At 41.6% G+C, this 24,586-nt stretch carries 21 protein-coding genes; 8 read left to right on the forward strand and 13 right to left on the reverse strand.

Annotated elements, in window-relative coordinates:
- Positions 1–138: 138 nt before the first annotated feature.
- Together IEY48_RS15790 and IEY48_RS15795 are read left to right on the forward strand one after the other, a co-directional pair.
- Entirely contained in the window at positions 139–1,629 is a 1,491-nt protein-coding gene (locus IEY48_RS15790; protein ID WP_229786521.1) for a CotH kinase family protein, read from the forward strand.
- Between the two features lie 317 nt (positions 1,630–1,946).
- On the forward strand, positions 1,947–4,427 hold the full coding sequence (locus tag IEY48_RS15795; RefSeq protein WP_188922035.1) for a bifunctional diguanylate cyclase/phosphodiesterase: 2,481 nt from the start codon (positions 1,947–1,949) through the stop codon (positions 4,425–4,427).
- Between the two features lie 288 nt (positions 4,428–4,715).
- Here IEY48_RS15795 and IEY48_RS15800 read toward each other — a convergent pair whose 3' ends face one another.
- The 4 genes from IEY48_RS15800 to IEY48_RS15815 all read right to left on the reverse strand — a co-directional run bounded on the left by IEY48_RS15800 (position 4,716) and on the right by IEY48_RS15815 (position 9,544).
- Positions 4,716–6,902: an OsmC domain/YcaO domain-containing protein gene (locus IEY48_RS15800; RefSeq protein WP_188922036.1), complete on the reverse strand. Its 2,187-nt coding sequence runs from the start codon at positions 6,900–6,902 to the stop codon at positions 4,716–4,718.
- A 244-nt stretch (positions 6,903–7,146) separates the two neighbouring features.
- Positions 7,147–8,163, reverse strand: a complete 1,017-nt coding sequence (locus tag IEY48_RS15805) for a hypothetical protein (protein WP_188922037.1) — start codon at positions 8,161–8,163, stop codon at positions 7,147–7,149.
- Positions 8,164–8,651: 488 nt separating this feature from the next.
- Entirely contained in the window at positions 8,652–8,861 is a 210-nt protein-coding gene (gene cspE / locus IEY48_RS15810) for a transcription antiterminator/RNA stability regulator CspE (protein ID WP_188922038.1), read from the reverse strand.
- Between the two features lie 296 nt (positions 8,862–9,157).
- Positions 9,158–9,544 carry a ribosome recycling factor family protein gene (locus tag IEY48_RS15815; protein ID WP_188922039.1) on the reverse strand — a complete coding sequence of 129 codons (387 nt, stop codon included), beginning with the start codon at positions 9,542–9,544 and terminating at the stop codon, positions 9,158–9,160.
- A 323-nt stretch (positions 9,545–9,867) separates the two neighbouring features.
- On the opposite strand from IEY48_RS15815, the gene trmH reads away from it, so the two are divergent.
- Entirely contained in the window at positions 9,868–10,578 is a 711-nt protein-coding gene (gene trmH / locus IEY48_RS15820; protein WP_188922040.1) for a tRNA (guanosine(18)-2'-O)-methyltransferase TrmH, read from the forward strand.
- A 101-nt stretch (positions 10,579–10,679) separates the two neighbouring features.
- Here trmH and IEY48_RS15825 read toward each other — a convergent pair whose 3' ends face one another.
- Positions 10,680–11,177, reverse strand: a complete 498-nt coding sequence (locus IEY48_RS15825; RefSeq protein ID WP_188922041.1) for a PaaI family thioesterase — start codon at positions 11,175–11,177, stop codon at positions 10,680–10,682.
- A gap of 147 nt (positions 11,178–11,324) precedes the next feature.
- On the opposite strand from IEY48_RS15825, the gene nqrM reads away from it, so the two are divergent.
- Both nqrM and IEY48_RS15835 read left to right on the forward strand, forming a co-directional pair.
- A complete protein-coding gene (gene nqrM, locus IEY48_RS15830; protein WP_188922042.1) occupies positions 11,325–11,522 on the forward strand; it encodes a (Na+)-NQR maturation NqrM in 198 nt (65 codons plus the stop codon).
- Positions 11,523–11,657: 135 nt separating this feature from the next.
- Positions 11,658–12,281 (forward strand): DsbA family protein, encoded by a 624-nt coding sequence (locus tag IEY48_RS15835; protein WP_188922043.1) that lies wholly within the window; start codon positions 11,658–11,660, stop codon positions 12,279–12,281.
- A gap of 60 nt (positions 12,282–12,341) precedes the next feature.
- Here IEY48_RS15835 and IEY48_RS15840 read toward each other — a convergent pair whose 3' ends face one another.
- Positions 12,342–12,980 (reverse strand): LysE family translocator, encoded by a 639-nt coding sequence (locus tag IEY48_RS15840; RefSeq protein WP_188922044.1) that lies wholly within the window; start codon positions 12,978–12,980, stop codon positions 12,342–12,344.
- Between the two features lie 270 nt (positions 12,981–13,250).
- Entirely contained in the window at positions 13,251–13,499 is a 249-nt protein-coding gene (locus IEY48_RS15845; protein WP_188922046.1) for a DUF3297 family protein, read from the reverse strand.
- A gap of 187 nt (positions 13,500–13,686) precedes the next feature.
- Here IEY48_RS15845 and IEY48_RS15850 point away from each other — a divergent pair, with 187 nt between their 5' ends.
- Positions 13,687–14,880, forward strand: a complete 1,194-nt coding sequence (locus IEY48_RS15850; RefSeq protein ID WP_188922048.1) for a serine hydrolase domain-containing protein — start codon at positions 13,687–13,689, stop codon at positions 14,878–14,880.
- A 144-nt stretch (positions 14,881–15,024) separates the two neighbouring features.
- Here the strand turns inward: IEY48_RS15850 and IEY48_RS15855 are convergent, their stop codons facing one another.
- Positions 15,025–16,212 (reverse strand): multidrug effflux MFS transporter, encoded by a 1,188-nt coding sequence (locus IEY48_RS15855; RefSeq protein WP_188922050.1) that lies wholly within the window; start codon positions 16,210–16,212, stop codon positions 15,025–15,027.
- Between the two features lie 48 nt (positions 16,213–16,260).
- Between IEY48_RS15855 and IEY48_RS15860 the strand changes: the two genes are divergently transcribed.
- Entirely contained in the window at positions 16,261–16,830 is a 570-nt protein-coding gene (locus IEY48_RS15860; protein ID WP_188922053.1) for a MarR family winged helix-turn-helix transcriptional regulator, read from the forward strand.
- A gap of 72 nt (positions 16,831–16,902) precedes the next feature.
- Here IEY48_RS15860 and IEY48_RS15865 read toward each other — a convergent pair whose 3' ends face one another.
- The 5 genes from IEY48_RS15865 to IEY48_RS15885 all read right to left on the reverse strand — a co-directional run bounded on the left by IEY48_RS15865 (position 16,903) and on the right by IEY48_RS15885 (position 22,621).
- Positions 16,903–17,328 carry a CBS domain-containing protein gene (locus IEY48_RS15865; protein ID WP_373293744.1) on the reverse strand — a complete coding sequence of 142 codons (426 nt, stop codon included), beginning with the start codon at positions 17,326–17,328 and terminating at the stop codon, positions 16,903–16,905.
- Positions 17,329–17,674: 346 nt separating this feature from the next.
- Positions 17,675–18,145 (reverse strand): acyl-CoA thioesterase, encoded by a 471-nt coding sequence (locus IEY48_RS15870; RefSeq protein ID WP_188922055.1) that lies wholly within the window; start codon positions 18,143–18,145, stop codon positions 17,675–17,677.
- A 73-nt stretch (positions 18,146–18,218) separates the two neighbouring features.
- Positions 18,219–18,944 carry a CBM9 family sugar-binding protein gene (locus IEY48_RS15875; protein ID WP_188922057.1) on the reverse strand — a complete coding sequence of 242 codons (726 nt, stop codon included), beginning with the start codon at positions 18,942–18,944 and terminating at the stop codon, positions 18,219–18,221.
- Positions 18,945–19,203: 259 nt separating this feature from the next.
- Positions 19,204–21,384, reverse strand: coding sequence for a malate synthase G (locus IEY48_RS15880; protein ID WP_188922059.1), 2,181 nt, complete (start codon positions 21,382–21,384; stop codon positions 19,204–19,206).
- Between the two features lie 286 nt (positions 21,385–21,670).
- Positions 21,671–22,621 (reverse strand): LysR family transcriptional regulator, encoded by a 951-nt coding sequence (locus tag IEY48_RS15885; protein ID WP_188922061.1) that lies wholly within the window; start codon positions 22,619–22,621, stop codon positions 21,671–21,673.
- A gap of 109 nt (positions 22,622–22,730) precedes the next feature.
- Between IEY48_RS15885 and IEY48_RS15890 the strand changes: the two genes are divergently transcribed.
- On the forward strand, positions 22,731–24,311 hold the full coding sequence (locus IEY48_RS15890) for an isocitrate lyase (RefSeq protein ID WP_188922062.1): 1,581 nt from the start codon (positions 22,731–22,733) through the stop codon (positions 24,309–24,311).
- Positions 24,312–24,586: the final 275 nt, after the last annotated feature.

Genomic DNA, 24,586 nt, shown 5'->3' on the forward strand with positions numbered 1-24,586 from the left:
TTTCTATCAACTTGCTCTATATATCCTTTTTCTCTGCACAATTTTTACACCTTTCAGAAGTAACATCTTATTAACGATTTTATTTCAGTGAATCAACCGAAACCTCACTACGTAAAAGATAAGACTTAGGAGAATTTGATGTTTACTATCAATAAGTTTAATAACAACAATCGACTATTAAATCAGCCGATGATGTTATTGCTAATCATCATGCTGGCTAGCATGTTAATGCTTAGCGGTTGTGATGGTGGCGCTAGCGATAGCACTACCGACACCACAGACGTAACCAGCACAACAGACACGGATACAGATACAGATACTGATACAGAAGTAGATGATGCTGACTTTGAAGCCACAGATTGGACAGATGAAACCCACAGTAAAAATGTCGATCCCAATTTTGATGAAGTGTTTAGCGACACCGAAGTAAAGCGTTTTGACATTGTCGTCACCGAGGCGCGCTGGCAAAGCATGTTAGATAACATGACAGAACTCTATGGCGAATTTGGTAGAAGCTCATCAAGTAGCTTAAGCGATACCGATGAAGATCCTATTTTTGTGCCCGCTGAAGTGTTTTATAACGACACTGAATGGTATCGTGTTGGGATCCGCTTTAAAGGTAACTCATCACTGCAAACCAGCTGGCAGCAAGGTATTTTAAAACTTGCCTTCAAACTCGACTTTGATGAATACGAAGATGATTACCCGCAAATTGATAACCAACGTTTTTACGGGTTTAAAAAGTTTAGTTTAAAAAATAACTATAACGACGAATCAATGCTTCGTGAAAAAGTTGCTGCTGACGTATTTAAAGACGCGGGATTAGCCGTATCACACACCGGTTTTTATACCTTATATGTCGACCATGGCGACGGCCCAGAATATTTTGGTTTATACACCCTAGTGGAAGAAGTCGATGACACCGTAATCGACACGCAATTCTCAAGCGACGATGGCAATTTATACAAGCCCGAAGATGATGGCGCCATGTTTGTCGAAGGTTCATTTAACGAAGACGATTTTGAGAAAAAAACCAACGAAGACGATGAAGACTGGTCTGACATTGAAGCACTGTTTAGCGCACTGCATGACGACACCTATACCAGCGATCGTGCAACCTGGCGCACCAACCTTGAAGCGGTATTTGATGTTGATGTATTTTTAAAATACTTAGCGGTCAATGGCATCATTCAAAACTGGGATACTTATGGCATCATGCCGCACAACTATTACTTGTATAACGACCCTGACACTTCAAAGTTAACTTGGATCCCATGGGACAACAACGAAGCGTTACAAGACGGTAATCAAGGTGGTGCATTGGCATTAGACTTCTCAGATCTTAATTCAAGCAGCTGGCCGCTTATCTCAAAACTGTACGCAGATGATGTATATCGTGAGCAATATAACGAATATATACTTGATGTGATTAGCGATGCATTTGAAACCAATAAAATGCAAGCCAACTATAATGCCTATTCCGCATTGGTTGCACCTTATGCCACAACAGAGATATCTGGCTACACCTTCTTAGAAAGCACCAACGACTTTTATAATGCCATCGATGAGTTGTTAGAACACGCAGAAGACCGCGCCACCGCAGTTGATAAATACTTAGATACCCAGTAATGACAATATTTATCGATTAACAAAGTGAACCAAGCAGAGCCATCTCTGTTTGGTTCGCTTTTTCATTTTAGCCTGAAAATATAAGGCTTTGGCTTAAGATTCAGCGGTAGCGTTTTAATCAGGCTATAAAAACTCTTCCTCAATCCTTTTTAGTTCGGTTTAAGCCCTTTTAAATTCTCGCGGAGAGATCATTTACTAACGCGCAATGGTATAACATCAATAAAACACATAAATTCTGCAGGTAAAAAAACAACCAGCTATACTTATCTGTTATATCGATATCCAATCAACAGTAAAAAGGAATTTACTAAGCTTCCATGATGATCTTAAATGATAAAAAATTAGTTAACCTCATAAAATATACCCCAAGTATTATCGTTGGTTTTTTCGCTATCACGGTCAATGTCATTATCATTAAAGACAATCAAGATAAAGCCAATGCAAGTATCGAATCCCTTCGTGAAGACATCATCGACAATAATAAAAGCGCCATCAAACTATCAACCGACAAAGCGGCTAATTATATTCTTTATAAGAAAAAAAGGGTCATTGATGAGCTTAAAACGTTGTCTCAACAACGCGTGAGTGAAGCATATGCAATCGCCACGAGTATCTATAACAACAACCAAAACCAACCCAAAACCACAGTCAGCAAGTTAATCACTGATGCACTTCGCCCAATCAGGTTTTACCAAGGCAGAGGTTACTTTTTTATCTTTCAAATGGATGGCATTAACATCTTGCATGGGCTTAAACCTTATCTTGAAGGCGTGTCAGCCTGGGATGCTCAAGACCTTCGCGGAGCATACATCCTTAGAGAACATATCAATCTAATAAAACAACAAGATGGCGAGGCTTTCTATCATTGGTGGTACCAAAAACCAGGGGAGCCTTTACAAAAAGAATATCAAAAAATTGGATTTGGAAAATATTTCGCCCCCTATGACTGGTTTATCGGTACGGGAGAGTATATTGCCGATATTGAAAACGATCTAAAAGAATCATTGCTAAAATCGGTTATTGACTTTGAACACACTGAAAATCAAAGCTTATTTATCATCGACAATCAAGGCAACATACTGGCAAATGAAGCCAAAGAAAGTGATCTCGCATTGTTAACCCACTCCAACGCAACACTCACCAAAAAAATTGCCTCTGAAGCGCACACAGCAGGCAGCTTTATGACCTTAGATAAACTGGATGCTAACAAAACCAATAAAAACAAAACAGAAATAGGCTACCTCAGAAAAATTGAAGGTTGGGATTGGGTCATTGGCTCCTACTTCAATTCCAGTCAGGTCAATAAATACATCGAAATCAAGCAACAAGAAGCACAGGTTCTAAATCAAAAAAAATTATTTAACATCATAATATTAAGTGTGTTTTCGACGCTATTTATGGTGGGAACCTCACTCATCGTCAGCAGCTTAATTACCCGACGCTTTAACCGCTTTCAGCAACGTATTGAACACAATATTAATGCCTTAGAAACCTCAAAGAAAAAACTGCACTTCATCGCTTTGCATGATGCATTAACGGGTTTAGCAAACCGCATGTTATTGATGGATAAAATAAATGAGGCGATTGAATCTGCAAAAAAACACAATCAACTCGTTGCCGTAGTATTTATCGATCTTGATGACTTTAAAAAAGTGAACGACTGTAATGGACATACCGCGGGTGACGAGTTATTAAAATCCATTGGGCAAAGGTTTAAGCATGCATTCGAGGCAAAAGACACCGTCTCACGCTTTGGTGGCGATGAATTTGTGTTTTGCTTCCCGCAACTCAATACGATTAATGAAGCCTATGTAAAAATAGAGAAAATACAGCAGTTATTTGAAGATAAATTCATTGTCCATGGACACGAAATAAAAGCCCAATGCAGTATTGGCGCAAGCATGTACCCATCTGATGACCATCAAGCCGAAGGGCTTATCCGCAAAGCAGATATCGTACTCTATAAATCTAAAACAGAACTCAAAGGCAGTGCTACCTTTTATCACCACCGCTTAAATGAAGAACTGCAATACAAGTATTTACTCGAAAACGAGTTAAGGGGAGCACTTAGCAACAAGGAACTATATGTGCTTTATCAGCCACAAATTGACACTAAAACTGAACAGATAGTCGCAGTCGAAGCTCTGGCAAGATGGGAACACCCAAAGCTTGGCACCATTTCACCGAATGAGTTTATCGCTATCGCTGAAGAAATAGGACTGATTAAACAAATTGGTTTATTTGTATTTACCCAGGCCTGCAAAGACATATTAAGTGTTTCTCCTAACGGCAAAAATGCGCTTAAAGTTTCAATTAACATTTCGCCCAACCAGCTTATGTCACCCGATTTTATTGACTCTATGACTCAAATTACCGATGAAATAGGCCTTAATCGAAGCAGGATAACCTTAGAAATAACCGAAAATGTCATGCTTAATGAACTAGGGAAAACATATAACATTTTAACCGAGTTGAAAAAGCGCGACTTTTGTATCTCACTCGATGACTTTGGCACTGGGTTTTCATCACTCAGTTACTTAAATATGCTGCCATTTGATGAAGTCAAAATAGACAGCTGTTTTGTTAATAACATTACCGTAAATGAGCAAAGTAAAGCGCTGATCAAATCCATTTTAGCCATAAGCGATGCATACGGAATGATAACGGTGGCAGAGGGTGTAGAAAGAAAAGAGCAGCTCACTGTACTGCGAACGCTTGGCTGTAATTTAATTCAAGGCTTCTACTTTGACAAACCGTTAACCTTAGCCAAATTGCAAAAAAACTGCCTAAAGCGTTAACAATTTAACCTTTATGATGCTTAAAGAGAGGTTAATACTTAATACCTCAAACAAGTTAAACGTTAATGAGCCCACACACAGCAAGTAAGCGGTAACTCACATGGCATGTAAACAGGAGTTGATAACAACGGATTGAGACCGAGCAAATACAGCCCTCGCTTAAAACGAAAAAGCCCGTCAATATCGAGACGGGCTCTTGATTCAAATAAACGTTAGCCTAACCTGAACTCAAGATAAGAAATGAAAATAAACATTTCATATCAGAGCATTAGAACCTGTTCAGAGCTTTTACAAACCCGCTTTAATTTTGCGGGCCTGATGCAGCTTTTTGTAACTTTCAATCAAACGTAAATGTGGTTCAATACCTTCAAGCTTAATGCTGGTTTTCGTTAGGCCATAAAAACGTACTGTGCCATTGACCGAGCCCACCACATTGTCTATTACTTCCTGACCAAACATGCGGGTAAAGTTACCAATAAAGTGCTCAAGTGCTAAGTCTTCATCTAAGGTCACTTCAAGCACCGCATTGACTGCTTGATAAAACAAACGACGCTGTACTGTGTTGTCGTTAAACTGTAAAAACTCTTCTACAAGCTCTAACGCGTCTTCATGCTCACCAAGGGCAAGATAAATCAAAATCTTCAATTCGATAATGGTTAACTGACCCCAAACGGTGTTTTCATCAAACACGATGCCAATCAAGGTTGGGATATCGGTTTGATTATCTAATTGGCTTTCTTCTAAACGATTAACAAGCTTAGACAAGGCTTTAGTGCTTAACGAGTGCAGATTTAAAATGTCTTCACGGTAGTTAAGTGATTTGTTGGTGTTATCCCAAATCAAATCATCAACCGGGTACACTTCTGAGTAGTCAGGCACTAAAATACGGCACGCCGATGCACCTAAGTCTGTAAACTCTGCAATGTACACTTCACGGCCCATGTCTTCTAAAATGCCAAACAGTGCGTTAGCTTCTTGCTCGTTAGTGCCGCTAAAGTCCCATTCACAAAATTCATAATCAAATTTGTTGCTAAAGAAACGCCAAGAGATAACCCCAGTAGAATCAATAAAGTGCTCAACAAAGTTTTCAGGCTCGGTCACAGCCATACTATTAAAGGTCGGCTTTGGCACATCATTTAAGCCTTCAAAACTGCGACCTTGTAATAACTCAGTTAAGCTACGCTCTAATGCCACTTCAAAACTAGGGTGGGAGCCAAATGACGCAAATACACCGCCAGTACGTGGGTTCATTAAGGTGACACACATTACCGGGAACTGCCCGCCTAATGACGCGTCTTTCACCACAACAGGGAAGCCCTGCTCTTCTAAGCCTTTGATACCCGCTAAAATACTTGGGTATTTCTCTAACACCGCCATTGGCACGTCTGGCAGCACAATTTCTTGTTCAATGATTTGACGTTTTACTGCGCGCTCAAAAATTTCAGACAAGCACTGAACATGAGCTTCTTGCAGGTTATTACCCGCACTCATACCATTGCTTAAGAACAAGTTTTCAATCAAGTTAGACGGGAAGTACACTGTTTCACCGTCAGATTGACGCGTGTACGGAATCGCACAAATACCGCGAGCTTTATTGCCCGAGTTAGTATCAATTAAGTGCGAGCCGCATAACTCTTCATCAGGGTTATAAATGTCTAGGCAATATTCATCTAATAAGCCTGTAGGTAGCGCGTCATCGTCTTCAAGCGCAAACCATTTTTCATTTGGATAATGGACAAATTCGCTATTGGCGATCTCGTCACCAAAAAACTGATCATTATAGAAAAAGTTATTGTTTAAACGCTCAATAAACTCACCTAAAGCCGAGCATAATGCACTTTCTTTGGTCGCACCTTTACCGTTGGTAAAACACATAGGCGATGCGGCATCACGAATATGCAAAGACCATACGTTAGGCACAATATTGCGCCATGATGAAATCTCAATCTTCATCCCAAGATCAGCCAACAAACTTGTCATATTTTGAATAGTTTGTTCCAGCGGTAAGTCTTTACCTAAAATATAGGTATTGCTGTCACCATCGGGTTGGCCCATCAACATCGCATTGGCGTCAGAGTCTAGGTTTTCAACGGTTTCGATTTTAAACTCAGGGCCAGTTTGTACCACTTTTTTAACGGTACAACGGTCAATAGAACGTAAAATACCTTCACGATCTTTAGCCGATATATCATCTGGTAGCTCAACCTGAATTTGGAAAATTTGGTTATAGCGATCTTCAGGATCAACAATATTGTTTTGCGACAATCTGATGTGCTCAGTAGAAATATCACGAGCCTTACAGTACACCTTGATAAAGTAAGCTGCACACAATGCAGACGATGCTAAGAAATAATCAAAAGGACTTGGGGCTGAGCCATCACCTTTGTAGCGAATAGGTTGGTCGGCCGTAACGGTAAAGTCGTCAAATTTGGCTTCGAGTCTCAAATTGTCGAGAAAATTTACTTTGATTTCCATTGAATATTTCCACAGTCGTGCACAGCCAAACGGCCAGCTTGTCTAAATTAGGGGGAATTATCGGTGTTTTTGCCGCAATAGTCTTGGGTTAATTGCCTAAAAGTGCGCAATTAGCTTATTGGTTACTAGCAAAATTGAGGCTAAGTTAGCCTAAGTACCAGAAGATAGGGAATAATTAGGGGCATGGCTGCCCCTAGATAAATAAGCTCAATAGGCGCAAGCAAGCGCCTAAAAACTAACGAACTTAGCGAATAGTAATATTTCTGCCGAAGTATTCTTCAGCCTCATATTTTTCAATCACTTTTTCAAGCGTATCGCTGTTATTATCCATCACCAATTTATGCGAAATCGCACTCAAGGCTATCAAGATATCCTTACACTCGATCCGCGCTTTCATTACCGAACCAGACGCGGTTCTGAGTACTTGAGAAAGCAATTCATGGTTTTTACCAATCAAGGCTAAGATAAAGTGAATCATCACTTCTGAGCATAGATCTTTATCTTCAATTTTACTCGGTCTAACGACTTTTTCTAAGTAGTCTTCTTCTCTGCCAGCAGGAACAAAACGTTGCACCCAGTAAAAATAATCTTCGTCATAAATGATCGACTGAATCGGTTTCATGAATTTTTCGTCACTCGAAATCTTCTGAAACAGCGCTTTCTTATCGTCATCAGAGATATCAATGAGCTCATCACCAAATTCAGTATTAAGTAAGGTGACAACAGCCTGTAACTCTTTAAGCAATGACACATTACCCGATGTCATTTGATTGTATGCATCACCCACTTCATCAATATTACGCTGGAACACACCAATGTACTTATCGCCCTCTTCAATCGCATCAAGCAACGGAATTAAGCTATAACGTCTCACCTGGATAAGCTCATAAAATTGACCTAGCTCTAAACGAATGGCTTGTAGACGGTCAATGGCTTTAACTAAAAAGTTCTCGTCTCGTTTAAGTGCTGCATTTAAACGGGTAAAGTCTAATTGGTCGTTCACTTTACGCACTCGGTTATCAATCATATTTTCATAAGCTTGAGTTTCATTAATCAACACTGAAAACTTATCTTCCATCTCAAACAGTACATCTTGCACTTTTTTTAGACTGGTCGAACGAACTTGCTGGTTAATTCCACGTGCTTTTTCTGCTTCTGCTTGCTTCTTTTCACGTATCACCCAAGTAATTGCAGCGCCAACAATCGTAAGACTTGTCGCCATATCAAAACCAAGCTGAACATTAGTAAACCATGGACTCATGTTTTTCCCTTAAATGTCATTTGTTTATAAGTGCAAAAATAGTAATAACGGATCCCAAATAGAATGTCACTCACAAATCGACCAAAACAATGTAAAAATCACATAAAAATATCTCTAAAAACGCATTTAGCTCGTTTGATAGTTTTATTTAATGAACATTTAACAAGATAGAAATCAACAATGTATATCATTATGCTAAACAATATCCTTGTGCATCAGTAAAATTGAGAACATTGGCATTTTTTATTCAGCATTCTGCACAACTCAAGCAAAAATAGCTAACTAGCGTTTATATAACAGACAGTTATACGCTAAATAGAATAAACAAAAACAGAGGATAAAACCGCGGGGAAAATAAATACGAAAATCAGGGCGTTAATGGGTATTAAGCAATAGGGTAAAACAGACAAGATTAAACACAGTAAATGATAGGCAAAAAAAAGCGCAAACAGTCGCGAGACTATTTGCGCTATCTTACAAAGTAAGAGTTACTCAGCTACTACGTTAGCAGCTTGAGGGCCTTTTTGGCCTTGCTCAACTTCGAAAGATACTTTTTGGCCTTCAGCTAAAGTTTTGAAACCTTCTGAAGCGATTGAACGGAAGTGAACGAACACGTCAGCGCCGCCGTTATCAGGAGTGATAAAACCAAAACCTTTATCTTCGTTGAACCATTTTACTAAACCAGTAGTTTTAGACATGTTATGTCCCTTATATAATTAAATTAATCAATCTGTCGCGAAAATGCGATGCGCTCAAGCTTGAATTATTGAATGGCACGATGAAGCTAAGGGAAACACAGAGGATAACAACGATAACGAAGATTCTAAGGCTTTTCTTTTACTTGATGTTCATTAATAACTCTGAATGTCAGAGCGAGGCCGATGTTACATGAGTTTTGAATATTGTAAAGGTTTTCTTTTAGGGCAAAGCAGTAGATTACATTATTATAAGCTTACGCCAGAGATAAAGGCCGCAACAGATTAGCAACAATACCTTATAAATCAGCATTAAAGCGTGCCAACCGAGCCTCAACAAGTGTGCATTGGGTTAACTGCATTAATTCAGCCAGTGTGACCCCAGGGTTTTGGATTATTAATCGATTTAGCTTAACGTCTAACGGCTCTAACTTATCGGCGTGCTCCAGCAATGCCGTGGAGACTTTACTCACCAAATAACGTAATCCTTCATCGCCTAGGGCTTGCAAGCCCGCCACAAATGCTTGAACACTTAGCGCTTTACCAACAAGCGCCCAATTTCGAGAGCGACGCACACGCTTAAGCTCACAGTCATATTGCACCGCAATTGCTTTAGCTTGTTTGGCTTTGCCACTGCCGATACGGTGGATAAGCGACGGCAAACGAATAGTGATAGGTTCATTCATATTGAGTCAGTATCTCTTAACAATTGGGCTCTTGATTTAATCATCAGGGGAACACGGTGAAACGCCCAAAGGGCAAGCTTTACACGCATTTACGCTGCGGCTTTTGTTAATTTAGCTGATTTTGGAAAGGGAACAACCATTACCCGCAATCAATGCCTTGCCTAAACGCGTGTAAATTCTTGCTGAAATCGAGCATCTTCAGGTTGGTTGGGTATATAATACCGCTCGAATAATGATAACCCGGTAAAGAATCAGTCAAGCGTTAGCGAGATTATGCGTCAGTGTAATCAATAACCTTGCATAAAACTAAGTAGAATTGCCCCATGAGCCCAGAACGTTTTGCCCGCATAAACCAAATGCTTGATAACCGCCAAGTCGATCTCACAGTGTGTCTTGATAAAGTGCATATGACCAACAACATCGCCGCGGTGATTCGTTCGGCTGATTGTGTCGGCATTCATCAAATTCATGCCGTATGGCCCGACATTGAAATGCGCGTATCGGGGAATACCGCCTCAGGCAGCCAACAATGGGTTAGCACGGTAAAGCACTATACTTTTGCAGAGGCGCATCAAGCATTTAAAGCGCAAAACATGCAGATACTGACGACCACCTTTTCAGACACCGCGGTTGATTTTCGCGACATTGATTACACTCGCCCCACCGTAATTGTGATGGGTAATGAGCGTGATGGCGTGAGTGATGAAGCCATTGCAGCAGCAGATCAACACATCATTATCCCGATGCGCGGTATGGTGCAATCGCTCAATGTGTCTGTGGCTTCGGCCTTAGTGATGTATGAAGCCCAGCGCCAGCGCGAACAAGCCAATATGTACGGTACCCGCAAACTAGATTACGCCTACTGCCAAAAAATGCTGTTTGAACAAGGCCATCCCGTTTATGCCAAAGCGTGTCGTCGCAAACAAATCCCCTACCCAGCCATTGATGATCAAGGCCAAATTGTTGCCGACAAAGACTGGTGGGACAGAATGCGCGCCCCTGATCCACAAGCTCTCACAGAACAAATAACTTAAATCGCTTATCCACAATACCTTCAGTCTGGCATTGCTCTGCAAATTCTCAAGCAATGCTAGCATCAAGCACATTGACAAAATATGCAGTGCTAACTGTTACTTTATTTTTTACCAAACCCCTTCGCCATAAAACGTGCACTGCTTTTAACCACCAATTTGCCAGCAACATATAACTCACCCTCCACTTTATACAGAGGATACCGTGAAGAGATAATCTTACCTTTAATCAAAATATCACTGTTTACCGGCACTTCATGTAAGTAGCGGATACTCATATCGGCAGTGACCGCTTCTATGTTTTGCTGAAAAAGCGCCTGACACATACCGCTATCGAGTAACGCCGATAAAAAGCCGCCGTGTAAAATCCCCTGGTAACCCTGTTGATGTATCGACCCTTTGGCACGCGCCCATACCTGTTGGTCTGCCGTACTAAAAAATTGCAAATGAAGCCCTAATAAATTCTGCGTGCCACACAACATACAATGCTGATGACTCGATGGCTTGACGACTGCGCATAAATTATCGGCTGATGTATCAGGAGAAACCAGGCTTAAGCTTTCAATTAATAACGCCTTTTCAGATTGATGCTGCTGACTCATAAAACCCCACAAAATAAAAACACAAAACCGTTATTGGCATATGCTATTAATTATTTTAGAATACCACATCAATATCAATTTGAGTAACTTGATGCGTGCTAAAACGTGATGTTTAAGCCAATCATTGCAACAACAAAGGTAACCAGCATGCAATTTATAATGACTTTTATGGTGTTTTTAGTGTTTTTTGCAGTGATGGCATTAGGTGTATTTTTAGGACGAAAACCCATTCAAGGGAGCTGTGCCGGGCTTGCAAATGTAGGAATAGATAAGAGCTGTGATTGTGAAGTCACCTGCGATGAGCATAAAACCCTATATCAAATACAAGAACCCACCCAAAAATGAGGTATTTGTTAAGGCATAAGGGTATTCCTCCCTGCCGCAGCGATTAACTCAGGCAAACAACACAAGCTCAAACATTGAATATTGCCATTAAACTCATTAGGATCGGCCCATCGATCGCCAATAAGAATCAACACCATGACCACTGAGCTTTATTTTATCTTCGACTCGCACTGCCCCTGGAGCTATGCCACCACTCCGTTAGTGAATGCATTACAACAAGCCTATCCAGACATGACAATACATCTGCTACACAGTGCACATTACATCGGTAAAGACAGCGCCGGCGAAGAACAAATGCAAGCGGCAGCTAAAGCCAGTGGCGTTAAATTTGGCCGAGACCATATTCGTTATGCCAATAGCCCTAAAAACTCAATTAAGTCGGCAAACTTAATGGCCTGGATGCAAGACAAACAAGCCAACAAACAATTGCCACTGCTCAATGCGTTGCAAACGGCTCACTTTGTTGAAGGTAATCCACTCAACACTAAACATGACTTTACTGCCATCGTTGAAAAGTTAAAGCTGTCGCCAAGCAATAAAGTGTTTAAAGATGAGCTGAGTGTCGATGCAGAAAACATTTTAGAAGCCATTGCCGAAATACAACAAATGCTTGGCACAACAAGTTTTCCTGCACTTGTTATGACTGTCAATGACAACGCCATCTTCATCGACCACTCTCAATACCTCAAAAATCCGCAAGAGGTTGTCGCCGCAATAGAGCAAGAGATAGTCGCAATACAGCAACCTAAAAAGCATTAAGCTTAAAACAAAAAACCACGGTAATTAGCCGTGGTTTTGATGTTTTGCTCACCTCAACATTTAACTTTGCACCTGCGAGGCCAATATCCAAATCGCTAGGGCAAAAAACACTAACCCCATAAATTTGTTTTGATAAGCACGAAATTTTTCATTGTTTAATAATGGTTTACCTAAACTGCCAACCAAGGCCACCAGCAATAAGTTAAACGCTAACCCCATCACATTGAGCAATAAGCCTAACGCTAACATTTGCTCGCCAGAGCTGGCACTGAGCTGAGTTGACACAAATTGCGGTAAAAATAACACAAAGAAAATCAGCGCTTTCGGATTCAGTAAATTACTCATCACCGCACGGCGATACAACAGTTTTGCCAGGTTATGCTGCGCTGCAATTTCAGGCGCATCAACCGAATCACTGCGGATACAATCCCACGCCATTTTAAGTAAGTAAGCGCCACCTAAAACTCGCAATAATTCTAATGCCATAGGGTTCATGGCCACCAGTGCCGACACGCCCATCGCTGCAAGCAAGGTTAAAATAAGCCCAGATGTGGCATTACCAAAACTGGCATACACCCCCACTTTGCGGCCATAACTCAAGCTAGAACTCGCAATCAGCAACATATCAGGGCCAGGAATTAACAGTAACGCCACTACAGTGGTTAAATACACAGGCAGTAATGCCAAATCAATCATCATACATTCGCAAATAAGTCGCTAAAACACGGCGCGGATTTTACAGCGATTGAACATGAATGAAAGTCATGATGGCAGCCCTTAGGCTTTTAACGGTGAATCACACTGGCAGGGATTGTTTACGAATATAACGTTATCGAACAAACATCAAACAAAACCTAACTAACCTGAGCTCGGGATAACTAATTTAAATAAATCAGACAAATAAAAAAATAAAAAAGGCTAACCTCATTGGTTAGCCTGTCATTTTACGTGTTGGTCTGCTGAAGTGTATTACTTATAAAAAGCTTCAATCGTACCTTTAACTGTCATAGTCAGCGGCTGACCACGACGGTCTAACGCTTTACCCGCTGGCACTTTAACCCAACCTTCACTGATGCAATATTCTTCAACATCAAAGCGCTCTTTACCGTTCACTTTAATGCCAATATCAAATTCAAAAATTTCTGCCACATGGTGTTGGCTGCGTGGATTAACGCTTAAGCGATCAGGTAAAGCAGGTTTAGCGGTTGTGTCGTTCATGGTCATGTTCTGTAATTAATAAAACGTGCGTCATTGTAGGCAATAGCAGCAAGATGCTCAATAGCAGCGATCATAAATGTGAGCGGCTTAAATATGCCATCAATGCCACGGCAAAGATATACGCGTTAACTGTTTGATTTATAGCCACGATAGCTTTAGGTTAGTATAAATCAATTAGGAGAAATTCATGTCGACGTTGTCAAAGTATATTAAAGGAACGGTATTGGCGATTGTCAGCATCGCCGTCATTGTTGTGGCGCTCAATTGGCAAAGCGCTAACCGCTTATACAGCGTCATTAGCCTATTTGATGAAGCATTAATTGTGAATAACTTCTCTCATATGAAGGATGTGTTTTTTAACAAAAAAATCGTTAAACAAGGCAACCCATACACTTTCAATAAGGCACCCAAACCATTACCCGCATCATTTATCTACCGAGACCAAGTCACCAATAGCGATGCGTTTTTAGCACGCCGAGCCACCACAGCATTATTGGTCATCAAAGACGATCAAATAACCTTTGAGCAATATTATTTAGGCACCCAAAGTGACGACAAACGTATCTCATGGTCAATGGCCAAATCGTTCGTGTCTATCTTGTTTGGTATGCAAGTTGATGCAGGCAACATTAATATCGACAAAACCGTCGGCTTTTATCTACCAGAACTGGCTAACTCTGGTTATGGCAACGTCAAAGTTAAACATGTACTGCAAATGTCGTCAGGGGTTAAGTGGAACGAAGACTACCACGACTTTTTTTCTGACATTAATAAAATGGGCCGAGTGCTAGCCATTGGTGGCTCGCTAGACCAAATGACCAGTGAGCTTGTCAATGAATCAGCCCCAGGCGAAGCCTTTCATTATGTCAGCATGGACACCCACGTAATTAGCATGATCCTCAGACACGTTAGCGGTAAATCGTTAGTTGAACTGATCCAGCAAAACTTATGGAACACCATCGGCATGGAAAGCGATGCATTTTGGCTGACCGATTCCCAAGGTGCTGAGTTTGCCTTAGGCGGGTTAAACCTCACCACTCGCGACTACGCCCGCTTTGGCCGATTATTACTTAATAATGGCGAGTTTAACGGCAAACAAATTGTCTCGGCCGACTGGATAAAAGCCGCCACTACACCGCAAGCCGACTACCTTAAACCGCAAACAGACAAGCTCGGCTACGGCTACCAAATTTGGTTACCGCCACAAGCACAGCAAGGTGAGTTTTTTTGCGTGGGGGTTTATGGACAATATATCTATGTGAATCAACAACACAATGTGGTTATTGTAAAAAACAGCGCCGATTTAGGCTTTCAAGACGAGCTAATATCAAAGCATGAAACCATCGCGTTTTTCCGCGAAATCGTCGCATCATTACAATAAAGAGCTTCGACTACACCGCCCCACACACATAAACGAGCTAACTTGCTAGCTCATTAATGTGTGGGGGGGCAATACGGCCGCTCAGCAACACCTAACTCAATGGAATGTCGCTGCGATTGACTTACCCTTTGTTAAGTAAACACCTTAGCCTTGGTGTTCGGCGCAATCTAAAGCAGGTGCCTTTTTGCCTTTTGGCAGCAAAATATTGGCCGCGATAACTAACATCACCATAACCAAAACCACAGGCCATAAAGTGCCGTTATAGATTTGGGTCGTCAGCCCTCCCATTAATGCGCCACCAGTAAACTGCCCAGCGCCTAACAGTGCCGATGCTGAACCAGTATTTTCTGTAAATTGGCTCATGTACAACGCATTGGCATTCGGCATAATAGCGCCAAGCATGCCCACGGCTCCCATAATGCCAAATACAAACAGATACAACGAAGCATCAAACGCGGTAAAGCTGAGTAACAACAACACAAAAAATCCCTGACACAAAATAGCCAATCGCAATAATGTATGGGCCGGCTTACGATTAAGTAATGTTGAATTGCTTCGATTCACTAAAATATTCATTAACGTATTAGCGGCAAACACCAATCCGAATATTTGTTCACTCAAGCCAAACTGAACCTGATAAATAAATGAGGCATTAGTGATAAACACCATCATGACACTGTAGCCGCATGCCTGTACCAGCAAGTAGCGCATGGCAGTAGTGTTTTTCATCACCAACATATAACGCCGATAGGCAGAGACTTTCGCCTGTTCAGTTTTAGCGGGGCACTTAGGTAAAGACTTAGCCACCAGTATTGCAACAAACACAGCATAACCCGCGGTAAAATAGAAAATATTCTGCCATTGGCCCGTTAACAGAATCAGCGCACCAATACTTGGAGCAATAGCAGGAGCAAGCACCATAATAAGTGCAATTAAACCAAACAGTTTTGCAGCGGCATTTCCGCTCTCTCTCATCCTAACTAACGGCGCAACACAAACACCTGCAAATCCCCCACCTATAGCTTGAAATATCCGCGAAATTTGGATCACATTAAGGTCACTGGCAGAGGCAATAACCAGCGAACTCAAAGCATACAACAACAATCCACCCACAATAATGCTGCGTTTTTCAAAACGATCAGCAAGCGGGCCACCAATAAGCTGCCCCAATGCCATGCCAACAAAATAAAAACTGACCGTCGTGGCGACAGAATCAATACCCACGCCCAAATACTCTGACATGGAGGGAATACCTGGCAAATAAGCATCAACCGCAAAAGGGCCAGCGGCCATCACCAACGCCATCAAAAAGACAAAATGCCCTTTAGACATAACACCTCACCAACATTATTTATTATCTTCCTAGGAAGATATATTAGTTTGAAATTATCTTTCTGGCAAGATACAATTGCTATTCAATCGTATACTAATGAAGCGACAGCAATGATAGAGAAGTTTGAAACCTTTCTTTCTTTAATGAAAGAAAACTGGCCAGAAGCCTATGAGAACATGATGCCCTCAATGCCATTAATTGATAAAATTCAATCTATTAATGAAGCAAAACGCAGCAAGGTAATGGCTGAGTATGGTTTGCAGACCTCTGATTTTGGGCTGCTCACAGCACTAAGAAGAACCCCCGCCCCGCACCTACTGATGCCCACACAGATTATGGACTACATGTTGATTAGTTCCGGTGGTTTAACCAAAGCACTGTACCGACTTGAACAAAAAGCCCTAATCTCCAGAAGCCCCTCTTCAGAAGACGGCCGAGTAAAGCGTGTACAGTTAACCGCAAAAGGTAAACAGGTGATCGAAGAGATTGCTGTTAAAGCACAAGAAAGTCACAGGTTAATGAACGCAAGCTTTTCTGAACAAGAAAAAACTCAACTTGATATGCTATTGAAAAAGCTACTCAATACAATGGAATCACATAACAACGAAACAATGTAATCAGTAGTAGCTTAATCTGGTATTACATTCAATACGTATAATAAATATCATCAAATCATAACGACCTGGCGTTTATGGTTGTAGCAGTAAACGTTGGCACAGTTTGACAAAATCAGACGAGGTGACAATTCCTAATACCTGGTTTTGCTCATCGACCACAGGCAAACAACCTAGGGCGTGTTTATTGTCGATAAAATACTGCACCACAATGGTTAACGGCTCATCTAAACCAAGCTTTTGCACCTGAGTGTCCATCACCTCAGCAATTGGGGTGTAACGCTCTTTTCGATCAAGTGCCCCTTGGCCATATTTATTGAGCATGGTTAATACCGTGGCAATCATCTTTTTATGTGTCAACATGCCAATAAATTCCCCAGTGGATTCACTGACCACCGGCAAATGACGCACATTTCGGCTTTGCATTAACAGATGCGCATCTTTAAGGCTCGCCTCATGGCTAATACCAATTCCATTAATTATGTGACCAATCAGAGTCACTCAGATTGTTCAGTTTGAGGCGCATTGTTGAAATAATGGTTATTCCCTTCTAAGACAATGCAACAAAGAAATGAACGGTCTGAGTGTCTCCTGCAAGGCGGGTTTCTGTGCCTTCTATGCTGCTTAATAGCATTTTGACGTAGAACAACTATGCCTACAATTCTATTACTTGCCTAGAAGACACAGAACTCCCGCTGAATGACCAGATAATTAATGGAATTGGTATAATACACACCGGATTAGGGGTCATAATATCGCGCACATTCATGGTTTATCTCCTTAACTGACACAATCTAAATCTAACAAGCTCAACCGACACTCATAAGCATAGCGCTATACAGTGATGCTACTCGCTAATCTGAATGCTAGCTCGGCCGTAAATATCAGCAAATATTTCAGGCATGCGTTTTGGGCGGCCGCTAGATAAGGCAATACACACAAACTCGGTGCGAGCCGTGAGTAAAGACACCCCGTCGCTGCGGCGAATAAACTCAAAATGGCGCGCCAGCTTCAGTCTGCCATCGCACTCAACAATCCAGGTGGCACAATCAATAACATCATTAAGGTAAGCCGCCGCCAAATAATTAATCTCATGGCGGCTAATCGCCATGCCTCTATCTAACGATTTATATTGTTCAATCGTTAACCCTAGCGCATTAGAATGTGCCCAAGAGGTTTGCTCTAGTTGACTTACATACGCGACATTATTGGCATGTTGATAATGATCAATTTGATCTGGGCTAACCGTCCAACTCAATATAAAAGGATCGGCATGCCGCCATTGTTGAGCTGCAATAGAGTTGTTTGAATCGGACATCCATTTCGCCTATTGGTAATTAAAATCGATTAAACGCAAAAACTCATTTTATTGGGGAGCCCATATACAAATCCTAGCGTTTCAGGGTTATTTTGCCAAACACACTGGCATCAATAAACCCTCTGTTTTTATCGCCATTAACCGGAGTAATCTCATGAGATCCCATAAAATGCTCTCTTACTGGGCTGCCATCATTATCACAATAGGCGAGCATAAAACCGATGATTTTATTCGGTGTTAACAGCAAAGGCTTATCTTGCTGGCCTTGTTTAAAATCATTAGGATACAGCTTAATCGCCACCTCCCAAATCACATTGTAAGGCGCTTCACTACTGCGCTGCCAACGACTCTTTAAATGCGACGTATACAGGTGAGCTTGTTTGTCTGGGCCATAATCAGCCGCCTGATTGTCTAGGCCGATATGGTAGGCAAATGCACTGTGGTTAAATTGATGATCGCCACCAGATGCATCGCTATCAATAAACACCTCTAAGGTGTCATCATCCCAATAATTCACCCTTGGGGAGGCATGGGTATCAAGCAATACATCATCGGTAATTTCAGCTTGCAGATACAAATAGTGCTCATCCCACAGCAGCTTATATTTACCGCTAAAATCACTCGCAGAATCGGGCAACACCCCGTCCATTAAATGCGGCATCGTATGCCACTTCGCTTTCTGCCAGGCAGAGTCAGAAACCCCGTCAATCTCGATAGGCGTTGCAGTATATTCAACATCCATAGCAAACAGTGTCGGGCTACTAAGCAGTAACCCTAAAGCAAATAACGAATATTTCATCAGGCTCATCTCTAGTCGGTTAATCTGGCTTTGAAAACAATCATATATCAAATCCGCGTAAATCAGGCGATGCCTGAAATAAATCGGCCCAACAATCTGATCAAAACCTCGTAGGCTAGCTAGTACTTTAAAAATTTACTCTGACATCACTCTGACACCAACTAAAAAATGACCACAAAAAAAAGCCCTAATCTTTGCAAGATCAGGGCTTATTTATTTCGTGACTACCTAGGCTTAAAGCCAGTATTAACGGTACTGATTAACCTGCTTTAGCTTGAATTCGATAAGCATGTAGCAAAGGTTCTGTGTAACCAGAAGGCTGAGATTTGCCTTTAAAAATCAGATCGCATGCTGCTTTAAAGGCGATGCCGTCAAAGTTAGGCGCCATATTAGTGTACAGCGGATCACCAGCATTTTGAGTATCGACCACAGCGGCCATTTTTTTCAACGCTGCCATCACTTGCGCTTCACTGCATAGGTCATGTTCAAGCCAATTAGCTAAATATTGCGATGAAATCCGTAAGGTTGCTCTGTCTTCCATCAAGCCGACATTATTAATATCAGGCACTTTTGAACAACCCACGCCTTGATCAATCCAGCGCACTACATACCCTAAAATACCCTGGGCATTATTTTCTAGTTCAAAAGTAATTTGTTCATTGGTGAGTGTTACCCCTTCAGCAAGTAAAGGAATGGTCAACAAACTGTCAATGCTAGCACGTGGGCGTTGCTTAATTTGTTGCTGAACATCTGCCACATTAATTTGGTGGTAATGAATAGAATGCAGCACGGCACCATTTGGCGACGGCACCCATGCGGTGTTTGCACCCGCTTTAGGATGAGCCGATTTTTGCTCAAGCATTGCGGCCATTTCATCTGGCATTGGCCACATGCCTTTACCGATTTGAGCGCGACCTTGTAAGCCACATTCAAGCCCAATATCAACATTCCAATCTTCGTAAGCACTAATCCATTTTTGCTGCTTCATCACAGATTTAGGCACAAACGGGCCTGCTAACATTGAGGTATGCAGCTCATCACCGGTGCGGTCAAGAAAGCCAGTATTAATAAATACCACGCGCTCTTTGGCAGCCCTAATACACTCTTTTAAATTCAGTGTCGTTCTGCGCTCTTCATCCATAATACCGACCTTAATCGTATTACGCGGCAGCTTGAGCGCATCTTCTATCTTAGTAAACAGGTCACAGGTAAATTGCACTTCTTCAGGGCCATGCATTTTAGGTTTTACAATATTCACCGAACCTTTGCGGCTATTACTACGACCATTATTGTTACCTTTAAGGTCGTGCATTGCTGCAAGCACAGTGAGCATGCCATCAAGTATTCCTTCTGGTATTTCGTTGCCATTTTTATCCAGCACGGCATCAATGGTCATCAAGTGACCCACATTACGCACAAATAGCAAACTTCTGCCGGGTAACGTAACGGTTTTGGCACTCTGGGCATTCGCAGCGGTATATACGCGATCGTCATTAAGTTCTCTCACGATCTCTTTACCATTTTTAGTCAACGAGGCAGATAAGTTACCTTGCATCAAACCTAACCAATTGCGATAAACTTCAACCTTATCTTCTGCATCCACAGCTGCAACAGAGTCCTCACAGTCCATAATGGTGGTAACAGCAGCTTCAACCAGTAAGTCTTTAACACCAGCGCGATCACTGCCGCCAATAACACTGCTTGGATCGATTTGAATTTCGATATGCAGACCATTGTTCACTAACAAAATAGCACTGGGTGCATCGGCACTACCCTGGTAACCCACACATTGATCGGTTTGGGCTAAAGTGGTAGTCGAGCCGTCAGTTAATTGCATCCTTAACACACCCGCGTCGATGTAATAACGGGTCACATCGGCATGGCTGCCTTGTGCTAAAGGCGAAGCAGTATCTAAGTGTTGTTTGGCAAAAGCGATAACTTTATTACCGCGTACTGGGTTGTACTGTTTAGTGATTTCCGCGCCACCTTCTTCAGATATCGCGTCAGTGCCATATAGCGCATCATACAGGCTGCCCCAACGCGCATTGGCAGCGTTAAGCGCAAAGCGAGCATTTTTAACCGGCACTACAAGTTGTGGTCCCGCTTGTGCGGCAATTTCGTGGTCAACGTTTTCAGTGCTAATTTGAAAAGCCTCACCCTCAGGCACCAGGTAACCTATTTCAAATAAAAAAGCTTTATATTTTGCAGGGTCAAAATCTTTGGTGGGATTGCCAATATGCCATTGATCTATTTGCTGTTGTAGTTGTTGTCTTTTTTCTAACAGCTTCACATTAACCGGAGAGAATTCATTAATAATGTCCTCAAATTTTGCCCAAAAGGTTGCTGAATCAATGCCAGTACCTGGGCAAATGTCACTGTCGACCAATTGCCACAATGCTTGCGCTATTTGTAATCCACCTTCTTGAATACGTGCTGTCATTTTTAATCCCTACCTTAATTTCTGTGCGTTGACTGTAAAACTCAGTCCCAAATCATTAGCCCCAAATCATTAAACATAAATCATTAGCCCCAAATCACTAGCGCAAACTCATTCCACTGTTAACAGCTTACTCTTCATACGCAGTAATACTTTACTCTATATCAAAGTTATCTTATTTATCCAATTTATGCTTATTATCACCACTATTCACCAAAGATATGGCAAAATGACGTTTTTTGGTCAATTTACAACGTATATGTAATTAAAAGTCACAATAACAGTACGATTACACATCGCCTCTATTTATCTCTTCTGCGGTTTTAGTGATCAGTTGACGCATCCATTGATGCGCAGGATTATGTTGAAGCAAAGGGCTCCAAGCCATAGTCAGGGCAATGGGTTGAATAACAAAAGGCGGCGGAATAATGCTCACCTGTTCATTATTGATATGATGACGTGCCATCTTACTTGGTATGGTTGCGATCAAATCTTGTTGCTCAGCCAACAAACAGGCGGCTTGATAATGGCGTGTAAAAACGGTGATCTGGCGTTTTACACCCATTCGCGTTAACGCTTCATCTACCCACCCCAAACGCTGAACATCATCTGGGTTCATCCCTACCCCAACACCCATACCCGTTTTACTCACCCACACATGCTTAGCTTTTAAATAACTGTCTAAAGAAAACTTCTTCAAAACAGGATTACCCTTACTAATCAGGCAACTAAAATCGTCACTCCACAATACTTTTTGATGAAATGATTGCGGAATACTGTCGAAACGGTTGATCACCATATCGACTCTTCCTTGTTCTACATCAGGGAAACTGACATCACTTGGGGTCATGATATCTAAAATAATGTTAGGTGCTTGAGTACGAAGCTTGGCAATAAGCGGCGGAATTAACGTCGCTTCAGCATAATCACTTGCCATCACACGAAAGACTTTATCGCTTTCGAGTGGATCAAAATGGGCACGCGGTTGCACGGCTTTTTCCAGCCCAATAATCAACTCACTAATAATGGGTTGTAATTCATTTGCGCGTTCGGTCGGCGTCATCCCCTGACTCGTGCGAATAAGTAAGGGATCATCAAACAAGTTTCGTAAGCGTTTTAGGCCGTTACTCATTGCAGGCTGGCTGATCCCAAGCTGATCTGCCGCTTTAGTAACATTTCTTTCACGTAGTAAAACATCTAAATAAACAAGGAGGTTCAAGTCGATACGAGATACATTCATATGGTGAATACCGAAGATAGTAAGCATAAATTAGGTTTATTTAACCAAATCTGACTATTATTTTCAACGTAATCAATTGCCGCTAATCTATTTGTTAAGGAATAAACACATGACTCACTACAGAAATAATATCGATGAAGCTGCCACCTTGATTAATTCAGAAGGTAGTGCATGGAATGCCATCAACCCAGAGTCAGTCGCTCGTATGCGTCTACAAAATCGCTTTAAAACTGGGTTAGACATAGCAAAATACACTGCCAAGATCATGCGTGAAGACATGGACAACTACGACAAAGACTCGTCACAGTACACTCAGTCTTTAGGTTGCTGGCATGGTTTTATCGCCCAACAAAAAATGATCTCGATTAAAAAACATCTTTTAACTACTAAGCGTCGTTACTTATACCTTTCAGGTTGGATGGTAGCCGCACTGCGTAGTGAGTTTGGTCCATTACCTGACCAATCTATGCATGAAAAAACCTCTGTTGCTGCGTTGATTAAAGAGCTATACACCTTCTTACGTCAAGCTGATGCACGTGAACTAGGTGGCCTTTTCCGCGAACTAGATAATGCTAAAGAGTCAGATAAAGCCGCGATTCAACAAAAAATTGAAAACTTCGAAACCCACGTTGTGCCTATTATTGCCGACATTGATGCTGGTTTTGGTAACGAAGAAGCCACTTACTTAATGGCAAAACAAATGATTGAAGCTGGTGCTTGTTGTATTCAATTAGAAAACCAAGTGTCAGACGTAAAACAGTGTGGCCACCAGGACGGTAAAGTCACCGTGCCACATGTTGAATTTTTAGCAAAAATTAATGCGGTCCGTTATGCATTTTTAGAGCTAGGTATTGATGATGGTGTCATTGTTGCGCGTACCGATTCATTAGGTGCTGGCTTAACGCAAAAAATTGCTGTCACTAAAGAAGAAGGCGATATCGGCGATTTATACAATAGCTTCCTAGAAGTTGAAGCCGTTGATGCTGCAACACTTGAAAACGGTGATGTGGTATTCAAGCAAGGTGGCGAATTAGTCAAACCTGCTCGCCTACCAAATGGCTTATTTAAGTTCCGTTCTGGTACCGGTGAAGAGCGTTGTGTACTTGACTGTATTACCTCATTGCAAAATGGCGCTGATTTATTGTGGATTGAAACTGAAAAGCCTCATGTATCTCAAATCGGTGGCATGGTTAACGAAATCCGTAAAGTGATCCCTAACGCTAAGCTTGTGTATAACAACTCGCCATCGTTTAACTGGACGCTTAACTTCCGTCAGCAAGTATTTGATGCGATGCAACAAGCAGGACAAGACGTATCAGCTTACGACCGCGCTCAATTAATGAGTGTTGACTACGATGGCACTGAGCTTGCTATCCAAGCTGATGAAAAAATTCGTACCTTCCAAGCTGACTCGTCACGTGAAGCAGGTATTTTCCATCACCTTATTACACTACCGACTTACCATACTGCAGCACTGTCTACCGATAACTTGGCTAAAGAATACTTCGGTGACCAAGGTATGTTGGGTTATGTTGCCAATGTACAACGTAAGGAAATCCGTGAAGGTATCGCCTGTGTTAAACATCAAAACATGGCAGGTTCAGACATGGGGGATGCACATAAAGAGTACTTCTCTGGTGACCAAGCGCTTAAAGCGTCTGGTAAAGACAACACAATGAACCAGTTCTAAGGCAGCTTTTATAACTGCTTGTGTAGACTGATCTTGTAAATAACTTTTGTAGAAAGTGACTTACCCAAATAGTGACTAGCTTAAGCGATGTTTTTGAAGTGAACATGACTAACAGCGAAAACTAAACCCAAAAGGCCTGCTTAAAATAAGCTAATGCCGATCGTTTAAGCGACTTGAACGATCTTTTCTAGGCTTCATAATCGGTCTTAGATTTATTTCTGAGGCCGATTTTTTTATGTCTGAATTTTCTCTAGAGTTACAAGCGACTGCTGAAT

This window comes from Shewanella saliphila (assembly GCF_014648295.1).
In the GTDB taxonomy this organism is placed as follows: Bacteria; Pseudomonadota; Gammaproteobacteria; order Enterobacterales; family Shewanellaceae; genus Shewanella; species Shewanella saliphila.